This window comes from Muribaculum sp. NM65_B17 (genome assembly GCF_004793735.1).
In the GTDB taxonomy this organism is placed as follows: Bacteria; Bacteroidota; Bacteroidia; order Bacteroidales; family Muribaculaceae; genus Muribaculum; species Muribaculum gordoncarteri.
Window position 1 is genome coordinate 557,510 of the sequence record NZ_SRYY01000001.1, and the last position, 24,811, is coordinate 582,320.

A 24,811-nucleotide genomic window follows, 5' to 3' on the forward strand; every position below is an offset into this window, starting at 1 on the left:
TGAAGTCATCCCTCACATTTTGCCAGAAATTTCGGCTACCAAAAGGCGGCGATGGTATGCGATGGTGTGCAGTATTCGTTCCGAAATTCAGGTATTTTTAATAATTTTGCAATCTAAAACTTATCAAATTTAAAGAACTACAAGAAAATGACTAAGGCAGAAATAGCAAGTGAAATCGCAAAGGCAACCGGCATCGACAAAGCTGCCGTTGTTACCGTGATTGAACAGTTTATGACTGTAGTGAAAGACAGCCTCGCGCACGGCGAGAACGTATATCTTCGTGGCTTCGGCTCATTCATCGTAAAGACCCGTGCCGAGAAGACAGCCCGCAACATCAGCAAGAACACAACGCTCATCATCCCGGCTCACAATATCCCGGCATTCAAACCTTCCAACACTTTCAAGGAGGAAGTTACTAAATAATGAGAAACATTAACTGCAACGACAACGGGACAGTGCTGAGACTGGATTTTATAGGCGATTCTATCATTGCCCGCTGGGATATCGATGAATATTTTCCAACGTGGCAGGTGAACAACTATGGTGTTTCAGGAGCTGGTATCGACTATATAGAGGGCAATGCCGGTCGTTTCGTCGGCAAGCAGGTGGTGGTGGTAATAGGTACCAATGATATAAACCATATGACCCCGGACCGTATTGAAAAGTATGCTGAACGGTATATGTCGGCTATTGAGGGACTTGGAGCGTCAAAAGTGTATCTGTATTCGTTGCATCCGCGCAATTTCAGCAGCGACCGCAGCGATGTGAATACAGATGTAGCAGACTTCAACGAACGTATCCGAGCCAAAGTATCAGAAGTTACTTCTATAGTTTACCTTGACGTGTACAATGATTTTTTCTACGGAGGCGAGCCCAATCCACGTCTGTATTACGATAGGCTTCATTTGAACCCTTACGGATATGAGATCCTTGTTTCGGCACTGAAAAAACTTTGTGTGTAGATGACTTTTGTTAATGCTTACGGTTGATAATAAATAGGACGACTTCCTTAAAGGAAACCGCCCTATTTATGCAAGAATTTCGGCAGCCACAGGCCGCGAAATGAATTAGGTTCTTTCGTATACCAGGATTTCTGCAAAGAAATCCTTTTAGTCAAAGGTTCATCGATTTAGATGTTTTCATTTTTCATACTTTATCGGGGATCGCCTTCACAGTATTCGCAATTTCCACCATCGGTACAAAGAATGGTGCTTGCTCTGACTGCTAGTAATTCGCCAACTAGGATGTCATTTGTCTCCATACGAATTAGTTTTAATGGTTAAACGTTCATATAATATTGCCTGAATAAGCGATTTGATATAATAGCATTTAGCTCGAAGTTGAGATAGTGTAAGATTATTTTGATCGTATACACAACCTCCAGCGCAATGCCACATGGCAAAACAATTTTTGCATTCTGGTAACTTTTTGTTAAACATAGCAAAAATTTCATTTTTACGGTTGTCGTCTATATTTAACGATTTCCTATCATTAGCAACCTTTCCGTAATACATCTTCTCAAATAATGGATCTTCTTTACTTGACACACGATGACATGCAACTATTTCACCAGTCGGTGTAGTGCAGAATTCGCCTCTACAAAATCGGCTGTTCAACTTGTCTATTGAATTTGTAACAGAATTATATACGTCAACGCCATACTGTAAACCTAATCTTCTAGCTGAAATAAAATTAGACACAAATTCAGTATAAAAATCCGTAGTATTATCTTGTGAATCTGAAACAGGCTCAAAATGTAAATATTTTATTCCGGAGTAGTTATCTACAACAAATTGAACCATTTCTGCCATTTTAGCTACATTGTGAGATGTTATGGTAGAACGAATTCTTATTTTTATATTGTTTTTAATCAACTGGCGGATGTAATTATCTACTACAGTAAAAGTTCCTTTCTGATTAGCAAAACACCTCTGGCTGTTTTGGATTTCAGGTAAAATATCAAACGAAATTCCTAGTTCAACACCGTATTTATTTAGAAATAAAATTTTCTTGTCATCCAGAAGGGTGGCATTTGTTGTTATAACAATTAATACTTTATGATTAATATTTTTTTTAAGATGTATATATTGAATTGCACGTTTTAAGTCTTCCCAAGCTAAAAATGGCTCTCCACCACCTATAAATATAAACTTTTTATTAATGCTTTCAGAGTTTATAGTATAATCTATTACTGCTTCTACGGATTCAACATCCAATAGTCCTACACTTCTAGACTGTTGAGAAAAACAATAACTACACGACAGATTACATTGTTGAGATAATATAATTACTGCACTACTTACATCGCCTATATCACACGTTATAGGGAGTTGAGTTGGAAGTTCATTTATTTGTTTAACATATTTATAAACAACTGAATCGATATCTCGTTGAGTTAGTTTTTCTCCATTAATTATATTTTTAGCAATAGTCACTGCATTCTCATTGCATATAAATGCAATATTCTTAAGAGGAGCATACACAATATGTTCTCTGATATCATTTGACGGAGGAATAATGAAGATAGTGTCTGCTGAACTATTTGTCATATATTATGGTCTATTTTTATTGGCTTTGTGGCACCTCCAATTGATTCGAGCCACTTCACTCAATGTCGCAAATTTATAAATAATATTCGGTCTTGCCAAATTTAAATCTAAATCATTGAGCTAAACCACATAAAATTATTGAATCGTGACGCATTTGTTACATTTATCGTTAGCAAATGATGCGATAGTGACAACCAGGAAGAGTATAAGTCGATTTTATAGTAGCGATAGGAATTCCTTATATAATTCTAGATAGTGTCTACTATCGTCAGTCTGGGGATTGACGGATTGTAGTATTTCGATAGACTCGGTGAATAAACCTTTTGCTTCTGAAAACAAATTTGTATTACCTTGACTTTGTGCCTCATACATTAGATGTTCAGCATACTCGCCTATAAACCATGCAGAGTCTTCGGTACGAATATTGTATTGTCGGACGATATCCAACGCATATTTTATATAATCGGAAGAAGCAGCACCATCGCGTAACAGGTATTCATAAACATCGCAAAGTCGATGAGCTATTCGAATATAAATCTCCTTTGCCTTGTCGCTTAAGAATGTGCCATTTTTGTCCATAATATATGATTCTGACAGATTGAGAAGTCTTTCTTTTTCATCCCAATCTTCAAAGTCTATGAGAGTTGACTTTTCGCTTAGTATCTCAGCTGCCATTTCTCGGATAAATATTGATTTTCTTGATTGATCTATTTTATCAAAAAAGAGTTGACAAGCTTTTAACCTGTCCTCATTAGACGCCCATTCGCTCATCACCACATAATGATACTTTTCGAGCTCTTCAATAGGAAGATTACAATTCGAATTGCTGATGTTTGTGAGATTCATTTGATTCACAAATGCCTTCGTATTATTTTGGGGGTCTAGAAGATCAAATAGCATGTCAAACTCTGGCATCTGTATCTGACGATTCGAAATAAGTTTATCTGTGTTTTCCATGTCAATGTTTAAGAATGTCCTTTGTTTGTCTATATACAATTGTTGTAACTCCTTATTAAGCATTTTGATTTCATCTACTGCTATAGGAGATGTATCAATATCGCATGACTTGAACACCACATTCTGTGATATAGCTTGCATCGTTAAAGGAAACATATCAGATTTGAATTCATCGGCAAGTTCCTTGGGATTAGACTCGTCTTCATCTAAGTCCAATCCGTTAAAACCATACCACTTATTAAAAAATGCTTCAACCTCCGGAATGACATTATCCATTTCTATAATTGCCATGAGAATATTAAGCAATCGGATCCAGCGATACCCGTATGGTAGCGTTTCAAGTGATGATCGTATTCCTCTTAGACGGTGGGCTGCTGAATGAAGTATTTTAGATCTTATTTCTTTTGGGTATAATTCTTCCAACTCTTTTAATTTCGCTTCGCATTGGGAACATAGCGAGTTCGCCTCTGCTTCCTTCCCAAGTCTAAACAATATTTCGGCTTTTGTCAAGTGAAGTTCCAAATTAAAAGTCTGACCTTGAATATCTCCCAAATCACAGCTGTTGTAAGATTCTTCTGCCTTACAGGCATATGTCAGTGCCCTATTATAATCGCCTAACTCAAGTAAAGTCTCTGCGATACTCTGGTTGTGTGACCAATTTGCATAACCAGTGGATTCATTAGTTATAGCAATGCGAACAGCCAGTTCTGGTTTAATCTTTATAATCAAATTAGGCAGATGACTGAGTAAGCCGTGATTAGTAAGTCTATCATTGATCTTAAGTTCGACAAGTTGAAGGTAAGCTTTAGACAGTAGAATGGCTAAAGAATATCCAAAATCGAAGTAACTCTTAAGAATTCCGGTTGCGAGTGATAGCGTATCATATTTATAGATATATGGTCGGGGGTCATTTTTGTCTGAAATAACAAAAAGCTCACCAATATTTTTCCATAAATCCGACAATAATCGAGCAGTCTTCTGATATGAGATTGAATCCTTACTCCACTTTAAATATTCGAATTGCAACAATATTACTTCATCTTTTTGATCGTAATTTTGTGGCTTTAGTTCCCCTAACAAAGAAAAACAGGCTTTTTGATACTTTTCAATGCTGTTGTCATCACTAGACAAACCAATCAAAAGGTTATAAATAGAGACTAGAGTAGTCTGAACGATAAAACTATCAGACCCTTTATGAATGTTTTTGAGAGCATATATCCAAGACTTTGTTTTCGATGCATATTCAAATGTATTATTCACAGCTAATAAGCTTAATTGACGAATAATGATACACAAATCGATATTATTTTTACTCTCGTCTGACGCAATAATTTTGAATAATTGTTCTAAATGTGATGAAAGCTCATTGCTGGATAATGGCTCAATATATGATCGAACAAAGAATAAAGACAAAAGTTGTTCATTACGAACCCTTATTTGTTCTATGGATTTTTCGTCGGTATAATTCTTTGAAGGAACTTTTTCAATAGTATCATTCCCAATGAGGTCATTGATAACATTTAGTATATTATTTACGGCTTTTTGATATTCAGAATCAGATATCGAAATTTGCCAGCTCCTTATGTGCATTTTTGCCTCTTCTTGTAAAAATATACTTAATGCACTCCAAGTAGAATATGCTCTATCCCATTTATATAGTGAATCCTTAACAACAGGTGTAACCGCAGCCTTAATGTTATGATAACGTATGTACGAAAGAACATCGTCCGCAAAAGTTTTAAATTTGCGGAATTCAATAGAATTGCGGCACTGAAGGATAACATTATACCAATGATATGTTATTCGATCATTTTTAGACGCTTGGTCTAATTTGGATAATTTTTCAGATATTTCAGATTGTGCACTTCTTAATTTAGCTTTCTCCTTTTCTTTTGATGTTGAGCTTGTTTGATGAAAACGAGCGTGTATTAGATGGAGCTTATCAAAAGCTGCCGTTCTACACCTTTCATTAAGTTCTCTACTTGCATCTTTCGGTGACTTATTATCTGAAAGATGATAGTCTATTTCATAAGTAAACTCATAATGCCCTATTACTCCTTTCTTCTTTTTTACTATCCCATTGTTTTTAAGAATCTGGAGACCGTCCTTAAATCGCTCCAAATACACTGTTTCAAGAGCCTCATTCTCATCATCCTTTTGTTCAACGATAGCGAAAAGAGGATCTTGTATTAAGCTATGCATAGCTTTAAGCAGCTCGACTCTTGATGCAGAATTATGTTCTAAATCACGAGTTATACACTCCAAAAGGATTTGTGCCGTAATAAAAGGCACCTTATAGTTAGTAATGTGATTACTATAATGTTCGAAGTAGTACTCGACATTTTCAGTCTCTCTTAGAATGCCTAAATTTTTAAAATACTTAATGAAACGATCAACTATTACTTTTGTAATTGACTTATCCCCCATAATTTCCGCATATCTGAAGAATTTGATGAAGGTATAATCTTCTTTTCCATTTGCATTCTTTGGGTTTGCCAAGCGCCTATCAGCTAAATCGCTGTAGTGAATACACCTATCGTAACGAAGGGGCTCAACGATTTCAACAATTCTTTCACGTGAAAAATGTTCTCTCCGTGCATTAAGTTTTTTAAAACGCTCCTTCAGTGGTTCTCTTTTATAAGTAGGAGTATCATTTATTTTACTTTCAAGTTCTGAAATTTGTCTGCGAATGTCAATCTGTTTATTGAATTCTTTTTCGAGTTCAAGAAAGATTGGACAATATTCCTCAGGAATAAACCACCAGGCTTCTTCTCGTGATAAAAGGTTATTATCGTTGGAGTTCATGATTCGATAGAATAATAGGTTTTAGGAAACTTCTGATAAATCCACGACTTCGCGGTAGTCCCGGTCGTAGATGATTTGACTGTGGAGGTTGCGGAAGCTGTCTTGAAAGCCTTCGTTCTGATTGTACTCGTGATAGAGGGAGCCGCCGCTCCGACGTATACGGCAGAACTCCAGAATATCGTCGGCAAAGTTCCATATCTGGCTGACCTTTTGTGCGTAAGAGCTAACCATTGCAGTTATAGTATTTCTTGGTTTGTCATAAGATTCAAAAAAGCGAAAAACCCAACATAGCATCTGAAGCCGACCAAAGCCTATAACGACTAAGCTGGAGTTTTCAAAGGTGCTTCGGCTCTCGCCGTATGTCTTGTTATTTAGATGGTCATATTTTCAGATTTCATTCGTCTTGTATATGCAAAGCTACGAAAAATATCTGGGATATTTACCATCGCTACCGGCATTTACTGATTATTCAAATTGGAATAACGTTTTCAATTTATATGATAGTTGCAGTTCCCTTCGCTATCCTTATAACGGCATTCGAACTTGTAGCTGCAACCGCTCGGAGGGAACCAGCCCCAGCCTCCGGAGTGGTTACGACTCTGCGGGCATGTGTAAGAGCCTTTCTTGCGGCAGTAGTCGCAATTCATGTGGTTGTAGCAGTGAGCAGGACGGCATTTTTTCTTCGCGTATTCCATATTGGTTTGTCTGTTAAAATTTTGCCTACTCTTTAACGGATTTTCGGCAACTCCTATTTATGTTGTTTATTATTCTTGATTTACAGGCCCTCAACCGGGATATACTTTAAAGCAATAGCAGTTAGATTTACCATTGAAACTTCTGCAATTTTATGACGAGCATATCTCTTGACAAATCTGCTTAAAGGATAAATATCCTCGTTCTTGCTTCTGCACATAGTAATGGCATTGTCTTTGATGCGGACTGTCATTGATAAATCTGTCTTATCTATGGCTAAAAGAATGTCAGTTAATTTATTAGACTGATTCAGGCGATACGGATCAGTAACCATCAATATTCGTTCTATGAAGTCACTTACACGTTTATCGGGAATTCTTTGAAGAGTGAAGAATTTGATAACATCTTCGTTTGGCACGATGTCTCCATCTCTATTCATTCTTTCAAGAAGAGCCGCACGATATCCTGACTCAACAATTATATCATGAGTGTATGGCGAAACGTGTATGTAAGCACATTCATTATATGCACAAGGTCGCGGATAAGCAATATGGTCATTGACCACAGTGCGCAGACATTCTGCGAACTCCGCTCTGGTAATGTTTGATGAAAATGGCTGACAATTTGATTTATAATAAAGCCGTTCGATTGTTGGAATAAGCTCGAATCTGGTGAATCCATCGTCCTCAAGCCAGTTCTCTGACAACGTATTTATTGGACCATAGACTGAATTGAAAATCTCACCGTTCTTACTTGAACACTTATCCAAATCAAAATAGCCAACGGTATTGTCGATATTATCAGAGGATATGTTCATAAATTGCCGGTCCTCCATTTGCTGACACGTCTCAATTGTAAAATGACGATATGTGTCAATGTCGTACGGCAAATCAGATGAGTCGGCATTTATCACTGCCTCGTGCATCTGAAGTTCTTCAGATATATAAAACTTTGGATTAAGCAATATCTTATGGACATGCACTCCGTTTAACTGATGCGCGAAGAAACACCCTGAGCCATACGCAATGACTACATCTATATTATGCTTTCGTATCTCGTATTCGAGAGAATTCAGCATCGCATAGGGGTTGAGTTCTTTTTTAGCCTCATAAATCTTACATTTGGACAGCCGCGTCATTAGTTGTAATTTGACCGAGGTGAGTTTTTTAGAAAACAGGTCGTCTACAATCAGTATATTTAAAGGCGGAAGAGTTTGTACAATTGAGTCGAATGTCGTTTTATTGATCTCTGTGGTTATGAGTTCATAGAAATCAGGTATGTACTTATCATCAAAGAATGAGTAGGCCACCGAGAGAGTCGCTTCAACAATTCTCTTGAGTAATGTAAGACCTTGAATCAGGAAGCGGATTGCTTCATCACGAGTTGCGTAATTAAAGGATTTCTTCAAACATAGACAAGGTGAATTATCTTCCGAAAGTGCGCTGAAAGAAACGGTATCAACATTAGTATTCAGTTCATTAGTCAGATATATCAACCCTTCATTTGTGACATTTATAAATCTGTCTTTGAAAGTATCCTCATCTATACACAAGGATAATCTCATTTCGGAACATACGACATCTAATACTACGTCCCCAAGAAATTCCGACATTTTGAACGTAATGGTTCCATCGTACCAAGCCTTAACACTTGATATGTTATATGGAAGACTTGAAATAAGTAGCTCTATGTTATCGAATAGATTCATCGGTAATAATTGTTACTGGTAAATCGCAAAATTACGACATCATTCTTTAATTTAACACTTCGTTAAGTTTATATATTAACGAAGTATTAGTTATGCCCGAACCGCGTTATTAGATTCCGGGACTCCGGTTGTCGAGCAACTGACAATCGAAACTACCAATATTGATAGTATCAACATGAATTGTAACTGTTTCATCGTATTATCGTTTTATTTGATTGATGCCACAAAGATATTTTATTGAGATGATTTAGAATTGGTGAAAATATTTTAGCCCAAATTTTTATCCTCACTCAGATTCTACATGTGCTTCCTAAGTAAGATTAAAATACGTCGAGACCTCCTCCAACGATATAAATATGGATTTTGTAGAATCTATGCCAACATCAATGCGTCTTGGATCTTGTGTCTCGCATTGGCCATGACAATGACCATGAAGATGAAATACTCCGTGATGCATTCCAGCCCATTCGGCTAATGGGTAATGGCATAATACAAATTCCATATCCGATTGAAGAAATGGATATATCTCTTTTTTGAAATTAACGACCATGATTAGTTCTACCTTCTCAAAGTAATTGGATAGACCTTTAAGTGATGAGTCGTGATTACCGGGACATAAATATTTATGTCCGTTAAGGTGTTCTAAAATTTTTCTATTTTCACTGGCTGATCTGAGCGAAAAATCACCAAGTATATACACCTTGTCATGCTTTGAAACTGTAGAGTTCCAAAGTTCAATAAGTTTGTTATCATGAGCTTCAATATTTCCCATCTGGGCAAATGGGCGCCATTGATATAATTCCAATATTCTGCGGTGCCCAAGATGTAAATCAGAAGTAACATATACGTTCGACATATATATGATTTAATGGTAATAGATTGATATTCGATAATTATTTTTGAGCTGTGGGTTATTGACATACCCCCATAATACCTCGCAATCATGACAAATACCGGATACTCCTTCAGATATCAAATTTAATATCTCAGATAATTTGTAATCTGGATTTATACATGGAGACTTTTGAATCTGAATGACGAATGTTGTTATTCCAGCGGAGATAAAATCCATCTGGTTGAATAACTCCTTTACGACACGAATGTCAGCATCAGCATAAAACTCTACATATTTGAAAGAGATCACATTATTGTACTGCAATAACATAGTCTCTATGTCCCTAAAATCAAACGGTAGCCGACCATGACCAGATACCATTGATATTACAGAATCTATAATCACAGTTAATTCCGCGACATTATTCCAGATAATATATGGAAGTCCTTCAATCGGTTTCTGACTCAGAATCAGAATCCCATGAACGTGCTCACGAAAAGTCCTAAGATATTCATAAGTGTTATGGATGATACTGCCATCATCAATTATAATATAAAATCCGCTATTCATCCAATCGCCTAAATCAAATGACATGATGCCGTTACTGAATTTCGCCAGCTTGAAATCTAATTGAATATCCGGTAAATTTTCAGATAACTCTTCAGGGCATACAACTTGAATAAATTCGTTCTTATATTCGTCAAAATTTTCTTCATCAAATGTGACTGAAGAATGGCTTTCAATACAGAAGTATTGGCTTGGGACTTTAGATACAAGCCAAGTATGACCGATTGGATTATAGAAATGATACCCGTCATGTATCATTTCAACCGTATTTATACATACTACCAATGGATCCCCATGACGTTGTCCAACTTCAATGGCTCTTTGCTTATCATCGGAGAGGTGAACAAAGTTGCGCGACCTAGGAAGAAGTCCTGAATCTAATATGTCTACTGAGGCATTAGTATATGTTCCATGATATAATTGCACAGGAGGAATTTTACACATCAACCCTAAATCTACAGGGACAGAGTGCCCATAAAGTGCGCGAATGAGCGTTTGATCATCATTAAACTCGAATCTCATCTTCTCATCGTTTAATACAATATTCACTAATTCCTTATAAGAAAACTCTTTCTCAGAGATTAAATAGTCAACAGAAATCCATCCCCCATGCTTAATAGGAGCTTTTTTATCATGACGCAGGATATATGCCAAGATCCTACTACGGCGGTTATCATTACTTGTTTTCATCGTCTATCTCACTTTTTATAGAAGTATCTAAATCTGACTTATTGGCATCATCATTATTGTCATCATCCTCAATCTTGTTTATAAGATTAGAGACGCGAATTTTGCACAGCCCCATTATGAAAGGAAGGCATAACAAAACAGCAGGGACCAATGATGCAGCTGTGCTGTGGTATGGAGTGTATATACCAAATGCTTTAATTATCTCTTGACGTCCAATCAGGGTATTAAACCACCATAGTCCGCCAAAAAGGAAAATACACAACACAAAATAAAGTGTCAAATAATCGTCAGCATCCTTGAAATCTTTGTCTGAAATAACACGAGACACTGCAGAAATAAATATGCCACACGGAATAATAAGACTACAGATAATCGGTGTGCTGTACTCCCAGAGCAGCAAATACAAATAAACAATGATGTATATACCTATCCATGAAAGAACTATTTCTCCGATATTTAATGCCATCACTTTAATATTGAGCTCTCCATTTACCATATTCACAAGCAATTCTGAAATAACCTGTGTGCCCATTATTATTGACATTACTATGAGTAAATATAGCGCATCATACAAAAGGGCATCTTCAGGTAAAAAGAAAATATGGTTATAGATGTTACCGAAAGTACCAGTCGCATAAAATACAATTACAGTAGACATCGAAACGAAATCCTGCACTAAACTCTTCCTAAAGAAGAGTATCATCGCAAAAAGAAGCGAATTAATTGTTACCCAGAAAAATAGTTCAGTGCCCATGTTGTATAGTATAATTATTATAGATTTATTACAATAGCCGAGATGTTGTCATGACTGCCAAATTCAAGAGCCCTCTTCACCAATTCTTCTGCCGCTCTCTTTGCATCGGGGGTATGGACAAGAATTGAATGAATCTCGGAAGAAGACACGACATCGTATACACCATCCGAACACATAAGAATTCGTTTGTATTTTGTTAATTCAAATGAGTCTGCAAACAAATAATCACTGAAATAATTCAGCGGTTGAGAACCAATGCATTTATCAATGCGATTACGTTTGGGATGGTGCATAGCCTCGTTTTCCGAGATAAGTCCTTCATCGAAAAGCCTGCCTACAAACGAGTGGTCTTTAGTTAGTTTGGACAATTCGGCACCATCATTACACAGTGCATATATTCTTGTGTCTCCTACATGGCAGATATGTATAACATTATCTTTTGGTGATATTACACATGCTGATACTACAGTTGCCATGTTTTCATATCGAGGATTCTTCTGTAATTCAATAACATCATTATTCGCAGTGGTCACGGCCATGCGAAGATCTTCAAGACCGATGTTTTTCATGTGGGCAAGATACTCAGCGATGCCCTTACATGTTACCATCGAAGCGACTTCTCCAGCGTTTTCACCACCTACACCATCGGCTATAATAGCGAGGACATCTGATCCATTTGAAATCGACTCTACGCGACAATAATCCTCATTATTGTCGCGCAATCCTTGTTCAGAAATGGGAAAGTATTCTATATTTTTCATAATTCCAATGTGAATGCTTCTAATTTAGTTTTTGAAATTGCATCGTAAAGCGAATCAACAAATTCTTGTTGTTCATCGCTTAAGACATCGTAATGGAAAGCATTACGATACTCCTCTCTCGACGGATTAGGATTACTTAAATCGCCAAACATTCCGTATTCCTGTTCGATAAGAAAAATGTTTACATGGGACTCTGTCAAAACATTTACAATCAAATCTCCTGCTAAGGACACGAATTCTTCTAGCGATAAATCAGAAATTTTTTTGTCAACGTCTGTTCCTTTATATCGATAAGAAAGTTCCGGTTTATCTTCATTATCATTGGACAACCACCATTCACAATCATTAGAAGACACAATCAAAAAGAACATTAAATGCTTTGCATACAGGTCTTGCTCTATTTCATGTGTAGTATTGTAATCTATAAAAGATAGGTACTTGAACAATGTTCTTGTTAATGTGAAATTTGTGAACCCGGAAATTTCGCCGCCACTCCTTTTAAGTGTTTCAATGAACTCTTTGCCGGCTTCTTCGGATTCTACATCAGCGAGAAGTCTTTTTAATGTAAGTATGGAGTCCGGCTCATTCTCGAAACAGGAATTACTTGATTCCTCATATTGATCTTGATTGTTATCGTATAGTTCATTTACGGTAATAGCACTTCCTTCTATCATCTTCCTTTCCAAAAAAGAATAGTTAGGAAGCATCACAGGATTAAAACCGCTAAATGAAGTTGTACTATGCACTAACACTGCGACATGAGGATATATTATCTGAGGGATCTCAATAGTTAACAAACTCTTTAATTCAGAATCTTCCATAAGTTCGCGTGTCTCAACTATTGCACCATAAACTACAGAAATTACAAAAAGAGGGTTCCCGTCTTCAAGTACAACCGAGCATTGTAACTTTAAATTTACACAAAAAATACCCATGTTTACTTCTGTCTTTGATTCTACGTCTATCTGAGTAGACAGTGTTGATTTCCCTTCATAATTCATAAAGAATGACTCCGGAGCAGCCGGACTATTAAAATCCAGATGCTTAACATACTCTTGTAGAATAGTATATTTGGGCTTAGAATCCATTTTTAGAGCGTTTTTAAATGTTGTTCAACGTATACTTCATCGACATCGATAGTTCGACAAAACTTACTCATCACCGGCAGTTTAAAGTACAAGTCGTTCAGACATGACGATAAAACTTTATGCACTCCGCGGAAGCCTTCTCCGTTCCCGGCAGCTTTTCTGCATATAAGTCGCAAAGCCGCTTCTGTAAACCGAAGTTTGGCATTATACAGATTGCTGGTATATGATATCAGTCGCGCCAATATCGAGTTTTTTGACTCGGTAAGAATCCTGTACATATCCTCCTCGTCGAGAGAATTAATTGTAATAATATGTCCGATGCGGCCGGTTAAATCCTTCAGAAAACCCCATTGTTGCAGATCTTCGGAATTTATCTGCGAATAAATATTTTGATGCATTTCAGGACTTAGAGAAGTGTTAAAAGAAAAACCAACTTTGGAATTTATATTCAGTCGTTGCTTAATCATCTCTTCTATCCCCGAAAATGCTCCTGATAGTACAATGAGCATATTCGTAACAGGAAGTTCTATAAATGTTTGCTCGCCATTTTTCCCCAATCCGTTATTCAGCCGAATATTATTTCCCGGATCGGTGAGATTCATAAGGAAACGCATGACGTCATACCCCATATCGTCAGTTTCTTTGCCACAACCTGTATGGGTTATTTTGTCTATTTCGTCTATGAAAATGATTGCATTCTCAACTTCAGTCCGGCCATATTTGCGAACCTTTTCAGCAAGGACATCTTCAAATGATGCACCCTTCCATCCGGTAGGCGTACATTCAGATGTGTTCATCGTGATAAATAGATCGTCACAAATTTCGGAAAACGAATTTAGTGTTTCGGTCTTTCCGCAACCTGTCGGTCCACACAGAAGAACAGTTTTGGCTGTGGGACAACCGAATCCATATTTCTTCATCGCATAATGCTGAAAGAAGGGGACCGAAAGTCTTTCTATGGCAGAGTCATGTCCTTTAATAATCGTTTTTACGTGTGAAGCCATTTCTTCAGGAGAAGTAAACTGAGGAGCTCCAAAAATATCAAGATAGGTTACCTGATAATGTTCGGTTATATAATCGAAATCATCTTCCTTAATCTTTCCAAAGGTTTTAGCCCATTCTTCGCCTCTGTTTTTCATCCGTTTTTGCCAATTTTTGTCAGGAGACTTAGTTTTTAGCGATTGCAGATGAGGGGCTGTAAAATCCTTTATTTTGGCATACGTGGTATTGCCTGTTGCAAGGGCATTGACAATACGTTGAACATGAGATATAGGTATATCTGCTAGAAATAATCTGGACAATGCATCAATTACCTCATTCTGGGGTATTGATAATTTCGTGTTTATGCCAAGAAATTTCATTTTAAAGAAACGGATAAATTATGAAAAACAGTTCAGGTTTTAAATCTTAGGAGGTAGCTGAATTGCCCCTCCTAAGATAAAAAGATTACGAGCAATCGCCTTACTGGTAAAGTTTATCAGTGTGACCTCCAAAGAGTTCGCCATCTTCGTGAATTTGCTGGAAAGACTTCACATCACCGCGGTCATAGCAGGCGGTATAAGTGTCATCCGATTCTTTCACGATTTCGACGCTACCGCTGTAAGCAGGATTGTCGTAAGTCTCGTGGCTCTCTTTTAGAGCCTGGGCATTTTCTTCTGTCATACCCTTGATCTCGAATTTGTCGTCGTAGTAACCCATAGTTGTACGTTTTATTTGTTCTGCCATCTATTATAGGCTTCAGGCATGGCCTTGTTTATAGAAGAGAGGAGAATGATGCAACTTAGCGGGTGTGCTGATCACAGCAGGATGAGACGTATTCGCGCTCATGCTGATAATCATCCCATGCGCCGGATGCTGAAGATGAAGAACTGCTCGATGAGGTGTCATCGGAGGAGCCGTAGGTGATTTCGGGATCATCGTAGAAGTCACGGCTAGTGTCTTCAATTGAGTAATCTTCTGTACGTGAGAACCAAGACATAGTGTTGATTTTTAAGAGTGAATATTATGTTTGTTGTTTCTGATGCAAAGATATAGATGATTATTGATCCAAAAGTGGAGAATTTTTTTTCTCCGTTTTTTCACCATAGGGAGATACACAATCCAGTTTGTAAGTTTCGATTTCTCTCCTTATGGTAGCTACACGATGTTGATCATATAATGTTGCTACGGTCATTAACGACTGATTGTATCCGCTTTTAATAATTCCAACCAGCCAACGTTTGTCGGTGAGTGAATTCGATCTAATGAACGCTTCCAAAATGGCAAGTTGATCTTGCCACTCTGAATATCTGAATCGTTTCCTTAGTTGATTTCGATACTTTTTGCGGTAACCGCTATTCGGAGCTTCGAAGCCCGCGATTAAAGTTGATATTGATAAATTGATATTAAGCATGATTATTAAATTTTCATGCTGCAAAATTAGCGCATAAAACACTATATGTCAACTTGTTAATGTCGCAATAAAAAAGTACGACACTAAAAAAGGTTGACTCTGTCGAGCCAACCTCAATAATGAGCATTTAACAATACGTTGATAACTTAGTTATTTCATTATGGATAAATCATTTGAGATTTTCACTTTCCATTCTGAGAATAATTCGTCTCCGATTGCGTCATGAATCTCATCTAAATATATTAGAGCTTCTTGTATTTTTGCGTGTGATAAGGACACATTACCATTATAATAGTAAGCAATAGCCAGATTATCTAATTCTTTTAGCATCTCAAATGTGAACTGAACGTAATCAATAGCCGTAAAGAACTCCTTGTATTCTCTGATTATCTCTTCGCAACAGCATATCGCCTCTTTATATTGTTGTGCGCTTACAAATAATCCAGCAAGATTATTAAGTATCTCTATACGGCGCTTTCTAGCCTCGAAATTGATACCTAAATCAAATTTTTCGCATATCTTCTGAGCATCCCTTAGAATACTTATGGCTTTAGTAATATCTCCACGGCATTCATAAACGTCTGCTAAACGTTGCAAACCATAGGTTTTTGCTAAAGCATATCGTTTATACGATCTATTACATAACTCATCATAGATTTCTATGGCATCATATGTGAATGACATAGCATCCTCCGTCGATTCGATTTTCAGCAACCCATTCGCGTAGGATATATTAAGTATTGCCTGTAGCAGTAGATTCTCGTTCGTGGGGTATTTCTTTGAGAGCAACATCCCCTTCCATATAGGAAGCTCAAGAGACAACAAAGCAAGATCGTCACCTTTTTCATAATTAAAAAAAGCGATGTTGTGCTGTAATGCCAAGCTATGATATTCAATCTTAGCATCATATGTGTATGATTCTTTATTCAATTCAGTTTCTATATAATATCTGGCTTTTTCTAAAGCCAAATCTGCCTTATCGTACTCATATGATTTCATGCAAATTGATGCCAGAGTGTTATAAGACATCGATAGGATATAGTTTGGCTCCTCCGGCAAGAATTTTGCGCACCGCTCTATTAATTCAATGGATTGCTTTATATGAGCATAAGCATCCGAAAGATGATACCACTCACCATATAAATTACCGAGATTATTATGGAGTATCAGTCGGTCAGCCGCAGTCGTCAAATCATTCTCATCATAAAACGTAAAGCACTCCTTAAATGATTTTTCGGCGTTTCCGTAATTTGAAATTGCTACACAATATCTCCCATAGGAAAACAATGCATCAGGCAAATCCAGACTATTCATGCTCCGCAAGTAATATATAACCGATTCGAAGATCTCCTCATTCTCGCCGAATAACTCATCACTTGACAGTCCGTTACTGATCTTATCTAAATCTTTTGCGGCATTACCCAATTGTTTCTCAATAACATTGATGCAATCATAGACTAACTTATCCGAGTAAGATTTTGATTCAAGGTCTACAATGGATTCTCTTGCTTCAAAAAATTCGACATACCTTCTCATTAGGCAAGCTATCTTTATCGGCTCATTAAGCAATAAAGCATATTCAAGAGTCTTAATGAATTTACCTTCTTCAAGAGCTTGAATAGGATCTTTATTAATATCAATCTCTTTGATTGCACTAATAATGCGATTTTTTAAGCTTTGCGAATATCGTTCCTGAAAACTGAACGCATTTCTAATATTCTCAATGTTAGGCTCGTTTGGGAGATTATATCTTCTGTCAATATGTTCCATTAACGTAGTGTCGGCATCTTCGTTAATTGCAGGTACATATAACTTCATTAAGTCAAAGTTGGGATCAACATATTGATAATACGTTATTCGCTCACTTGGCTTATGCTTTTTATCAGTCTTTATAAGAATTACATCTTCAAACTTTATGCCGGACTTCTCAAGTTGTTTTTTTATATATTTTCTGGTATTCTCAAGTCGGTTATTTAATTCATCAAATTTATATTTCTTTCCCCTAATAACATCGTTTTTCAATTCGTTAATGAGTTCTTCTCTAGTATATGTTCCCTTTTTATATCGAGGGTCATTTATGATATATACTCCTTCAGAATCATTAAACTCACTTTTACTAGTTATCATAAGAAGACCAATTAGTAAGTCGAATTTATCCACAGGATTACCACCCTTTAGTTTTGACGCTAAAAAGGCCACATCTTCAAACGTTCTCTTGTGCTCTAACTTCATCTTTGTGAATAATATTATGTAATATCAAAAACAGATATTTCAAAGTGCAAATTTACTAAATGTATTTCTATTAGATTCATTTCAGGATGATAAATAGCATTTAAAAGCGTGAAACACAATGGAAACACAATGGTGCGGAGGTCTTTGCAGAGCACGGTGTCTGCCTAATTGGACGCCTCGGCAGTATGAGCCTCCCGCTTGAATTTGAAGACGGTAGCCTAAATACGGCCAATGCTTCGGCTTATGGAGCGTTTCAAATATTTTGATTATCAGGGCTGCCCGTTCAAAGAGCGACAAATCCATGAGGCTCCGGTTCTTTCTCTGCCACGCTCCAAAAGCGATGCGCGATGATGCGACGAAAACCAGCGAAGTGACCGTGCCGGGAACTATCGCTATTAGGAATATCAGGATTCTTATCATCGGATAATCGGGGTTACATGGTTTGCAATCATTCCGATGATTCCGTGAGTCTATCCGCCGTCATCGCCGCTTTTGCCATTAAACTCGAAGGTATGCTCCTACCGTGTCGAGCCAAAGTTGTTCTCGATCACGACCAAGAATTTGTGGTCTTCGGAGAAACGAGCGGTGTAGTTGAGGCGGAAGGTCTTGCTTTCGAGCAAAACGCGGTCGTTGTTGACGGTAATATCATCTATATTTTGTAAAGTTAGCATTAAACCCGGACACTCACTCACACTCACGAGCTTTAATTGTGCCAATAAGAAAGATTCTTTATTGGTTAAAGAGTGAATTTCCCCAAAATTCATTAAGCATACAAATAAAATTCTTATCTGTTTTCTATTTGTTTCTTATAATTCCATATTCTAAATATATAAATCTGTATATTAGATGGTTATTCAGCATTACTTGGGTAATAGCCTAATATACCTTCATGCGAAGGTGGGCGGCTTTCTGTGCGGAAAGAGGATCCGGCGCAAGCGCAACTATGAACCGATTTTAATCAACCTAACCAATTCCACCAAACTGTTTACATTCTCTACCTGGTGTAATCCATAAAAATTGATTGGAGTATAATGCCGAGAACAAGGCTGTCATGCGAGAAGCGGAAGAAATCAGGCGCAGACTGATTGAGGAACTGACAGCCGGAGAGAGTGGCATCGAGATTGATGCGGCAATGCAGGACATTCCTCTTGCAAAGGTAATCAAGGATTATCATGCTCTGATATTGGGCCGAGGAGATTATCTCCCCCTTTCGTCACAGGCGATGCGGTAGATGCCGGAGCGAGGCGATGCCGGGGATGATGACAGGGTTTTCAGCCTCCCCACCACAAGCCGCGTCAGCATCATACTCGGCAACTGGGCTAAAGCCGCAGAGGTAAAGAAAGAGATCACTTTTCACGTGAGCCGCCACACCTTCAGCACCCTGATGCCTACTCTCGATGTTGACCTATACACGACAAGCAAACTCTTAGGACACAAGAACATTGCCACAACGCAAATCTACGCAAAAATCATCGACCAGAAAAAAGACGATGCCGTCAACCGCGTAGACGAAATCTTTAAGTGATAAACGGATTATCTTATGTTAGGTAAAAGGCATTTATTTAAAATCAACAGGTTGCAGCCCATAGATTGTTGACAAATGCGATACAGAAAGGAGAGGAAACGCAATGAAAAGAGTCTGTAAAAGAGCGTTTCCTCTCCGGCAGAAAAAAAAGATTTCTTTGATGTATGAAAAAACTGTTTATGATATTTTTAGGAAAATACCTCGTTAAGCTCATGTATCTTACGCCACTGGTCTTCGCTGCTAAGTCCGCGAAATGCGTAGCTCGACAGCTTGAAGCCGGTGCGTGGGCTGATTTCAAGACTTGACTGAGCGATATGCTTTGATGCTTTCAGAATTACTCCTGTGATAGAAGCCGTATCATCAGGGAACGGGGAATGGGCGTCAATCAGACCGAGAACTACCTTCTTCTTATCGGGTATATGGCGAAGCACCTCCAGTGAGTAGTCGTTGCCGATATCAAACGGAAGGAAGAATTTATCGATTTTGATAGACGACAACGCCTTCGGCATTATGTTGTCGGGATAATCTATGACCTCCCATTCCGGCACAACGGTATCTCCGCCCGAAAGATAGACTGCGGTTTCCATTCCATCCGGAAGACCTTCCAGCGAGGCGTTGATGACTGTCAGAATCTGCCTGTGCAGCTCCATCAGGTCAACGCCTCCCTGAAGAAGGCGCTTGGTATAATTGTCGTCGCACATAAGACCACAGGCTGTATCGTCTAGCAGAATCGAGTCGCATGCGAGTTCATGCAGCCGCAACGATGTCCGGCGGTATGCTTCGGCTATGTCATCAATAAGCAGCTCGACCGAAGGATAGACCATCTCAGGGTGCCCTTCTGTAAGATTGTATATCTCAAGCAGAAGATTGGCCGGAGAAGGTAAGGTCTGACGGCATTTTGCCCTTCCTTTCACTGTGTCGCGGAGGAATATGAAATCTGCAAAGAAAGTATGTGCGGGATTGTATGAGATGCGGCCTGAGATTCTGAGACAGTCGGTCGCGGCCTCCACAGGCTGGTATATGCGTCCGGAATCCACGCGCTCACAGGTGATTCCTTCAAGTCCGAACCAGAAATCATTAGCCCAGTGCTTGCGCCGGATTTCTCCGGAGGTTATGTAATGAAGGCCGCATTCTATCTGTCTTTCCACAATATCACGGACAGCGTTGTTTTCAATTGCATCCAATTCCTGACGACTGATTTGCTTCGAGTCATATTTCAGACGCGCGCCCATAAGGTCCTCATTCGGAAGAAAACTTCCGATAACTTCTATTTCCATATTTCGTAATCTTTAGAATACTCCGTTTACACCGCAAAAAATAAGTACCATATAGCCGAGCAAAAGCCCGACAACGCCCATAATCAGTCCGGTCTTTACCATATATTTCTGCTTTATGAATCCGGTGGCGTCTGCCAGTGCGTTGGGCGGAGTGGAAATCGGGAGTACCATTGCCACGGACGAACATATGGCGACACCGATCAGAAGTGTTGACACCCCGCCGAATGCGGCGAGCTGTTCGGTCATAGTGCTACCAGCAATCGCAAGAATGGGAATGAAAAGCGCGGCTGTTGCTGTATGGCTGATAAAGTTGGCCATAAGATAGCAGAGCAATCCGGAGCCGATGATGACAGCCAGCGGAGACCATGAAGCAAACGGCACAGCCTCTATCAGATGGGCTGCAAGACCCGACTCCTTCATGGCCACTCCGAGGGCGAAAGCTCCGGCGATCATCCATAGTATGCTCCACGAAAGCTGTTCGAGGTCGCGTTTGGTTATCACACCGGCCATACAGAGGACGGCAACCGGAAGCATAGCCACTACATTGGCGTTCACGCCGGTCACGGAGTCTGTTAGCCAAAGCAGAATGGTGATTCCGAATGTGACATACACAAGAATATCCTTCCAGTCCGATTCGTGATCCGATTCTATTTTCAGATGTATTTCTTTCTGTTTGAAGGGGAAAAGGTGTTTGAGTACAAACCATGCTATAAAGAGAAGCACCATTGTGAGCGGCACCATCACCATCATCCACTGTCCGAAACCGATGCCCATATCCATGCCGTCGGGGTCGTTGAGAAACTTCAGGGCGATGGCATTGGGCGGTGTTCCTATCGGAGTGCCCATGCCGCCGATATTGGCTCCGACAGGAATGGCAAGCGCAAGTCCTATCTTGCCTTTGCCATCAGGAGGCAATGCGCTCAGCACAGGTGCGAGAAATGTCAGCATCATCGCAGCCGTGGCCGTGTTGCTGATAAACATGGAGAAAACGGCGGTGACAAGAATGAAGCCGAGCAGCACGTTTTCAGATTTGGTTCCGAAAGGCATCAGCATGACTTTTGCCAATTTTACGTCCAGCCCAGACTTAGTGGCGGCTATCGCTATTATGAAGCCTCCGATGAAAAGCATGATTGTCGGGTCGGCGAAGCAATGCAGCAGATCAGTGTTGCTGACAAGATTGCTGAATTTTTCGCCGTCGGCACCGGTCTGGAAAAACCATAGCGCACTGTTGGATGCGCAGAAAAGAAGCAGGACAACCACCACAAGAGATGTCGTCCAAGCCGGTACTGCATCGAACAACCACATGAGTGCGGCGAATACAAAAATTGCCAGCACGCGATGCTCGACAGTGGTTAATCCGGGAAGACCATAAACAGACGACGGGGCAACCCAGAGAAACAATGGAATTGTGATTGCGAGCAAGAGTTTGAGAGCTTTTATGCCTATTGGATTGCGGTTGTTGCGATGCTCTCTTTTCCATTGATGGTATTCCTCCACCAAATGGAAGCCGTGAAACATTGTAAACATGATATTCGATAGGTCTGAAAGGTTATTTACGATGCTTCATGTAACGCGGATGTACACCTGTGAGATAGAAACCGCTCACAAGGTCAATCTCACAGTCCTCACAAATCGGACCGCCGTAATTGAACAGGATGTACGACAACTGCTTGTTGTCGAGTCTGGAGTTTTTCAGCCAATTCTGAACATCAGGAAATTCAAATTGAAATTCCTTTTCGCACCTCGGACATTTCATAACGCAATGAGCTGTTAAGGTGGAAAAGATCTGATAAGGACGTTTTGGCAAACCTGAATGACAATGCACAATAAATCGGCCCCGACTTCACGTCGCGGCCAATGGAGCAGTCTGAATCCGTAAAACCCATGTCATCTGACACTGCTCTTATAGGTGTCATGCTGTAGCCAAATCTCTTCATCTCAAAATCTAATCCACGAGATTATTGAAAATGTTAACTCGCATGGCAGGTCTCCTGACTTGTTCCCCTTCCGGACGGTCTTCCCGACCGCCTTGGCGGTCAGTGACACTGATGTCGTGTCCGGCAGGTTCAATGGAACTTACAGTAGCGGGTCTGTTCAGGTCTTTCACCTGATTCCCTTTTAATCGCCAAGGCTGTGAACCCCCGGCGAACCAATGCGACTGCAAAATTAATAAACAAATCCGAATTAATGAAATTTTTCCTTAATTTTATTCGAAAGATTCCAATCTTCAGGAGTGTACCCCATACGAAGCCGATGCACTTCGTGTCATGCTGGGAATAGCCTCAGGAAAAATGACAATGGAGACAATGCCTCAGCATGACCACACCAATGTCAACCGCTATCTCAACTTCGGATGCGACAAGGAGTGCACCGGAACCGACAGTGTACGGGCACATCGACAGACGCGGGCACTGGAGCTTATGAAATCCGTGTCGCGCTATGTCGGCAAGGATGAGATAATCGACATCACCACCGCGCTGCTTACAATCTCTTCAGATTCAAAAGCTATCGAGACCGTTATCAGCAATCTTCCGAAAAGAGAGCATCACGACAGTAATTCCAATACAGGACAGACGACAGTAAACGCTCCGACAGGGAAATAGACAATATCATATCCGACATTCTTTCCCTGCCCTTCATTGTGTTTTATAACAATGACAGATGACTTCGGCAATACAATACGACAGGATAAAGGGCATGGGTGCCGGGAAGATTTGAAAATTATTGCAAGCTGTGATTATATCATGGGGGAACAAGGACAAGGAATCTTTTTGGCCTCCCGATTATAATCCCGACAACGGCAGTCAAATCCGGGAATGACCACATAATAAAAACATCGTATGACAATCAGGAACATGGAACATAAAAACACCTATCCCTTTTCATCCGTCAGCTTCCGGCTGCCAGCTGAAGCCGTCGAATGGCTGTCGGAAACAACCACCGATAACGACGGCAACGAAATCCGGAACATGGCAATCTTCGGCGGTCTGCTGAAAGACATGAGAACCACACCCGGATATGATGCCGGATACCGCAGACCGCTCAACCTCCAGCCGGGACAAGCGCAGTTCTCGGAAATCAGCCTCGCCGACAAATGGAATCTCGGACGGAAGAAGACGCACAATATTCTCGCGAGGATGGAGGCCGCAGGGCTGGTCAGAATATTCAACTCCCGTATCGGGTCGGCCCTTTCATTCACCTGCATATCAGGCTGGGAAAACCCGGACGGAGAGGTTATAGCCAACGGATTCTTCGCAGATTGAGAGCCACGCCGGATGTGCCATGAACCACCGTGATTACATGCAGGGAGACCTTAGTTTCTGATTTGGTGTTACCCTCGCTCCGCTCTGTTGCCCCAAAACGCCTCGCCGCTCCCTGCGGTCACGGTCATGGCCGCTCGCAGGCTTGCACCCAGACAATCAGTTTTACAAATCACAGAATACCACTTATATGGGCAAAACAAAGAGAAAGACTCTGCCGCCGGAGGCTGTGCGCTCATGCACCGTCACCACGAAGATGACAGCCGCAGAGCGTCGGAAGATACGCGAAATAGCCGCCAGATACAATTTGACACCGAGCGACTACATGCGGCACAGGGCACTTGGATATGAGCCGCCATCGGCACTTACAGCCGAGGAATCGGCGATGCTCCGCAACCTTGACGGATGCCGCGTCGATATACTCAATTTCGCCAACGCCCTTGCCGGAGAGAGTGGCATCGAGATTGATGCGGCAATGCAGGACATTCATCTTGCAAAGGTAATCAAGGATTATCATGCTCTGATATTGGGCCGAGGAGATTATCTCCCCCTTTCGTCACAGGCGATGCGGTAGATGCCGGAGCGAGGCGATGCCGGGGATGATGACAGGGTTTTCAGCCTCCCCACCACAAGCCGCGTCAGCATCATACTCGGCAACTGGGCTAAAGCCGCAGAGGTAAAGAAAGAGATCACTTTTCACGTGAGCCGCCACACCTTC

General features: G+C 40.0%; 24 protein-coding genes, 1 pseudogene and 1 riboswitch. Of the genes and pseudogenes, 7 read left to right on the forward strand and 18 right to left on the reverse strand.

Annotated features, from left to right (window positions below; genetic code table 11):
- Positions 1-141: 141 nt before the first annotated feature.
- A pseudogene (locus E5354_RS02440) lies at positions 142-423 on the forward strand (HU family DNA-binding protein); the annotation flags it as partial.
- On the forward strand, positions 423-962 hold the full coding sequence (locus E5354_RS02445) for an SGNH/GDSL hydrolase family protein (RefSeq protein ID WP_135946284.1): 540 nt from the start codon (positions 423-425) through the stop codon (positions 960-962). The pseudogene E5354_RS02440 and the gene E5354_RS02445, both read left to right, overlap by 1 nt.
- Positions 963-1,247: 285 nt before the next feature.
- On the opposite strand, the gene E5354_RS02450 is transcribed toward E5354_RS02445, so the two are convergent.
- From E5354_RS02450 to E5354_RS14445, 15 genes are all read right to left on the reverse strand, one after another.
- The gene (locus E5354_RS02450; protein ID WP_135946285.1) at positions 1,248-2,549 is read right to left on the reverse strand and encodes a radical SAM/SPASM domain-containing protein; all 1,302 of its coding nucleotides are present in this window, start codon (positions 2,547-2,549) and stop codon (positions 1,248-1,250) included.
- Positions 2,550-2,765: 216 nt separating this feature from the next.
- Positions 2,766-6,311 (reverse strand): hypothetical protein, encoded by a 3,546-nt coding sequence (locus tag E5354_RS02455; protein WP_135946286.1) that lies wholly within the window; start codon positions 6,309-6,311, stop codon positions 2,766-2,768.
- Between the two features lie 21 nt (positions 6,312-6,332).
- Positions 6,333-6,542, reverse strand: coding sequence for a hypothetical protein (locus E5354_RS02460; protein ID WP_135946287.1), 210 nt, complete (start codon positions 6,540-6,542; stop codon positions 6,333-6,335).
- A gap of 257 nt (positions 6,543-6,799) precedes the next feature.
- Positions 6,800-7,006, reverse strand: a complete 207-nt coding sequence (locus E5354_RS02465; RefSeq protein WP_135946288.1) for a hypothetical protein — start codon at positions 7,004-7,006, stop codon at positions 6,800-6,802.
- 80 nt (positions 7,007-7,086) lie between these two features.
- The gene (locus E5354_RS02470) at positions 7,087-8,712 is read right to left on the reverse strand and encodes a hypothetical protein (protein ID WP_135946289.1); all 1,626 of its coding nucleotides are present in this window, start codon (positions 8,710-8,712) and stop codon (positions 7,087-7,089) included.
- Between the two features lie 310 nt (positions 8,713-9,022).
- On the reverse strand, positions 9,023-9,568 hold the full coding sequence (locus E5354_RS02475) for a metallophosphoesterase (protein ID WP_135946290.1): 546 nt from the start codon (positions 9,566-9,568) through the stop codon (positions 9,023-9,025).
- Positions 9,569-9,577: 9 nt separating this feature from the next.
- Positions 9,578-10,804: an RNA 2'-phosphotransferase gene (locus tag E5354_RS02480; protein WP_135946291.1), complete on the reverse strand. Its 1,227-nt coding sequence runs from the start codon at positions 10,802-10,804 to the stop codon at positions 9,578-9,580.
- The gene (locus E5354_RS02485; protein ID WP_135946292.1) at positions 10,791-11,558 is read right to left on the reverse strand and encodes a hypothetical protein; all 768 of its coding nucleotides are present in this window, start codon (positions 11,556-11,558) and stop codon (positions 10,791-10,793) included. The genes E5354_RS02480 and E5354_RS02485 overlap by 14 nt, the downstream gene beginning before the upstream one ends.
- A 17-nt stretch (positions 11,559-11,575) precedes the next feature.
- Positions 11,576-12,319 (reverse strand): PP2C family protein-serine/threonine phosphatase, encoded by a 744-nt coding sequence (locus E5354_RS02490; RefSeq protein WP_135946293.1) that lies wholly within the window; start codon positions 12,317-12,319, stop codon positions 11,576-11,578.
- Positions 12,316-13,407 carry a protein-export chaperone SecB gene (locus E5354_RS02495; RefSeq protein WP_135946294.1) on the reverse strand — a complete coding sequence of 364 codons (1,092 nt, stop codon included), beginning with the start codon at positions 13,405-13,407 and terminating at the stop codon, positions 12,316-12,318. The genes E5354_RS02490 and E5354_RS02495 overlap by 4 nt, the downstream gene beginning before the upstream one ends.
- 2 nt (positions 13,408-13,409) lie before the next feature.
- A complete protein-coding gene (locus E5354_RS02500; RefSeq protein WP_135946295.1) occupies positions 13,410-14,768 on the reverse strand; it encodes an AAA family ATPase in 1,359 nt (452 codons plus the stop codon).
- A 100-nt stretch (positions 14,769-14,868) separates the two neighbouring features.
- On the reverse strand, positions 14,869-15,105 hold the full coding sequence (locus E5354_RS02505) for a hypothetical protein (protein WP_135946296.1): 237 nt from the start codon (positions 15,103-15,105) through the stop codon (positions 14,869-14,871).
- A gap of 340 nt (positions 15,106-15,445) precedes the next feature.
- A complete protein-coding gene (locus E5354_RS02510; protein WP_135946297.1) occupies positions 15,446-15,799 on the reverse strand; it encodes a hypothetical protein in 354 nt (117 codons plus the stop codon).
- 150 nt (positions 15,800-15,949) lie between these two features.
- Complete coding sequence (locus tag E5354_RS02515) at positions 15,950-18,031, reverse strand: hypothetical protein (RefSeq protein WP_135946298.1); 2,082 nt, start codon at positions 18,029-18,031, stop codon at positions 15,950-15,952.
- A 518-nt stretch (positions 18,032-18,549) separates the two neighbouring features.
- Positions 18,550-18,795: a TraQ conjugal transfer family protein gene (locus tag E5354_RS14445; protein WP_135946299.1), complete on the reverse strand. Its 246-nt coding sequence runs from the start codon at positions 18,793-18,795 to the stop codon at positions 18,550-18,552.
- A gap of 287 nt (positions 18,796-19,082) precedes the next feature.
- Between E5354_RS14445 and E5354_RS14325 the strand changes: the two genes are divergently transcribed.
- Together E5354_RS14325 and E5354_RS02525 are read left to right on the forward strand one after the other, a co-directional pair.
- Positions 19,083-19,262, forward strand: a complete 180-nt coding sequence (locus tag E5354_RS14325) for a hypothetical protein (protein WP_246863714.1) — start codon at positions 19,083-19,085, stop codon at positions 19,260-19,262.
- Complete coding sequence (locus tag E5354_RS02525; protein ID WP_246863715.1) at positions 19,263-19,556, forward strand: tyrosine-type recombinase/integrase; 294 nt, start codon at positions 19,263-19,265, stop codon at positions 19,554-19,556. It abuts the gene before it with no gap.
- Positions 19,557-19,744: 188 nt separating this feature from the next.
- On the opposite strand, the gene E5354_RS02530 is transcribed toward E5354_RS02525, so the two are convergent.
- From E5354_RS02530 to E5354_RS02540, 3 genes are read right to left on the reverse strand one after another with little or no spacing between them, the layout of a single operon-like run.
- Positions 19,745-20,833: a hypothetical protein gene (locus E5354_RS02530; protein ID WP_135946300.1), complete on the reverse strand. Its 1,089-nt coding sequence runs from the start codon at positions 20,831-20,833 to the stop codon at positions 19,745-19,747.
- A 12-nt stretch (positions 20,834-20,845) separates the two neighbouring features.
- On the reverse strand, positions 20,846-22,360 hold the full coding sequence (locus tag E5354_RS02535; protein WP_135946301.1) for an SLC13 family permease: 1,515 nt from the start codon (positions 22,358-22,360) through the stop codon (positions 20,846-20,848).
- 22 nt (positions 22,361-22,382) lie between these two features.
- Complete coding sequence (locus E5354_RS02540; RefSeq protein WP_135946302.1) at positions 22,383-22,589, reverse strand: hypothetical protein; 207 nt, start codon at positions 22,587-22,589, stop codon at positions 22,383-22,385.
- A gap of 207 nt (positions 22,590-22,796) precedes the next feature.
- Positions 22,797-23,002: riboswitch (cobalamin riboswitch) on the reverse strand.
- 122 nt (positions 23,003-23,124) lie between these two features.
- On the opposite strand from E5354_RS02540, the gene E5354_RS02545 reads away from it, so the two are divergent.
- From E5354_RS02545 to E5354_RS14290, 3 genes are all read left to right on the forward strand, one after another.
- Positions 23,125-23,436, forward strand: coding sequence for a hypothetical protein (locus E5354_RS02545; protein ID WP_210433122.1), 312 nt, complete (start codon positions 23,125-23,127; stop codon positions 23,434-23,436).
- A 252-nt stretch (positions 23,437-23,688) separates the two neighbouring features.
- Positions 23,689-24,096, forward strand: coding sequence for a hypothetical protein (locus E5354_RS02550; protein WP_135946319.1), 408 nt, complete (start codon positions 23,689-23,691; stop codon positions 24,094-24,096).
- Between the two features lie 187 nt (positions 24,097-24,283).
- Positions 24,284-24,667: a plasmid mobilization protein gene (locus tag E5354_RS14290; protein ID WP_210433123.1), complete on the forward strand. Its 384-nt coding sequence runs from the start codon at positions 24,284-24,286 to the stop codon at positions 24,665-24,667.
- The last annotated feature ends 144 nt before the right edge of the window (positions 24,668-24,811 follow it).

Excerpts from the sequence above, each read along its gene's own strand:
- E5354_RS02445 (WP_135946284.1), top strand. The coding sequence starts at position 423 with ATGAGAAACATTAACTGCAACGACAACGGGACAGTGCTGAGACTGGAT.
- E5354_RS02450 (WP_135946285.1), bottom strand. The coding sequence starts at position 2,549 with ATGACAAATAGTTCAGCAGACACTATCTTCATTATTCCTCCGTCAAAT.
- E5354_RS02455 (WP_135946286.1), bottom strand. The coding sequence starts at position 6,311 with ATGAACTCCAACGATAATAACCTTTTATCACGAGAAGAAGCCTGGTGG.
- E5354_RS02460 (WP_135946287.1), bottom strand. The coding sequence starts at position 6,542 with ATGGTTAGCTCTTACGCACAAAAGGTCAGCCAGATATGGAACTTTGCC.
- E5354_RS02465 (WP_135946288.1), bottom strand. The coding sequence starts at position 7,006 with ATGGAATACGCGAAGAAAAAATGCCGTCCTGCTCACTGCTACAACCAC.
- E5354_RS02470 (WP_135946289.1), bottom strand. The coding sequence starts at position 8,712 with ATGAATCTATTCGATAACATAGAGCTACTTATTTCAAGTCTTCCATAT.
- E5354_RS02475 (WP_135946290.1), bottom strand. The coding sequence starts at position 9,568 with ATGTCGAACGTATATGTTACTTCTGATTTACATCTTGGGCACCGCAGA.
- E5354_RS02480 (WP_135946291.1), bottom strand. The coding sequence starts at position 10,804 with ATGAAAACAAGTAATGATAACCGCCGTAGTAGGATCTTGGCATATATC.
- E5354_RS02485 (WP_135946292.1), bottom strand. The coding sequence starts at position 11,558 with ATGGGCACTGAACTATTTTTCTGGGTAACAATTAATTCGCTTCTTTTT.
- E5354_RS02490 (WP_135946293.1), bottom strand. The coding sequence starts at position 12,319 with ATGAAAAATATAGAATACTTTCCCATTTCTGAACAAGGATTGCGCGAC.
- E5354_RS02495 (WP_135946294.1), bottom strand. The coding sequence starts at position 13,407 with ATGGATTCTAAGCCCAAATATACTATTCTACAAGAGTATGTTAAGCAT.
- E5354_RS02500 (WP_135946295.1), bottom strand. The coding sequence starts at position 14,768 with ATGAAATTTCTTGGCATAAACACGAAATTATCAATACCCCAGAATGAG.
- E5354_RS02505 (WP_135946296.1), bottom strand. The coding sequence starts at position 15,105 with ATGGGTTACTACGACGACAAATTCGAGATCAAGGGTATGACAGAAGAA.
- E5354_RS02510 (WP_135946297.1), bottom strand. The coding sequence starts at position 15,799 with ATGCTTAATATCAATTTATCAATATCAACTTTAATCGCGGGCTTCGAA.
- E5354_RS02515 (WP_135946298.1), bottom strand. The coding sequence starts at position 18,031 with ATGAAGTTAGAGCACAAGAGAACGTTTGAAGATGTGGCCTTTTTAGCG.
- E5354_RS14445 (WP_135946299.1), bottom strand. The coding sequence starts at position 18,795 with ATGAATTTTGGGGAAATTCACTCTTTAACCAATAAAGAATCTTTCTTA.
- E5354_RS14325 (WP_246863714.1), top strand. The coding sequence starts at position 19,083 with ATGCGAGAAGCGGAAGAAATCAGGCGCAGACTGATTGAGGAACTGACA.
- E5354_RS02525 (WP_246863715.1), top strand. The coding sequence starts at position 19,263 with ATGCCGGAGCGAGGCGATGCCGGGGATGATGACAGGGTTTTCAGCCTC.
- E5354_RS02530 (WP_135946300.1), bottom strand. The coding sequence starts at position 20,833 with ATGGAAATAGAAGTTATCGGAAGTTTTCTTCCGAATGAGGACCTTATG.
- E5354_RS02535 (WP_135946301.1), bottom strand. The coding sequence starts at position 22,360 with ATGTTTACAATGTTTCACGGCTTCCATTTGGTGGAGGAATACCATCAA.
- E5354_RS02540 (WP_135946302.1), bottom strand. The coding sequence starts at position 22,589 with ATGAAATGTCCGAGGTGCGAAAAGGAATTTCAATTTGAATTTCCTGAT.
- E5354_RS02545 (WP_210433122.1), top strand. The coding sequence starts at position 23,125 with ATGACAATGGAGACAATGCCTCAGCATGACCACACCAATGTCAACCGC.
- E5354_RS02550 (WP_135946319.1), top strand. The coding sequence starts at position 23,689 with ATGGAACATAAAAACACCTATCCCTTTTCATCCGTCAGCTTCCGGCTG.
- E5354_RS14290 (WP_210433123.1), top strand. The coding sequence starts at position 24,284 with ATGGGCAAAACAAAGAGAAAGACTCTGCCGCCGGAGGCTGTGCGCTCA.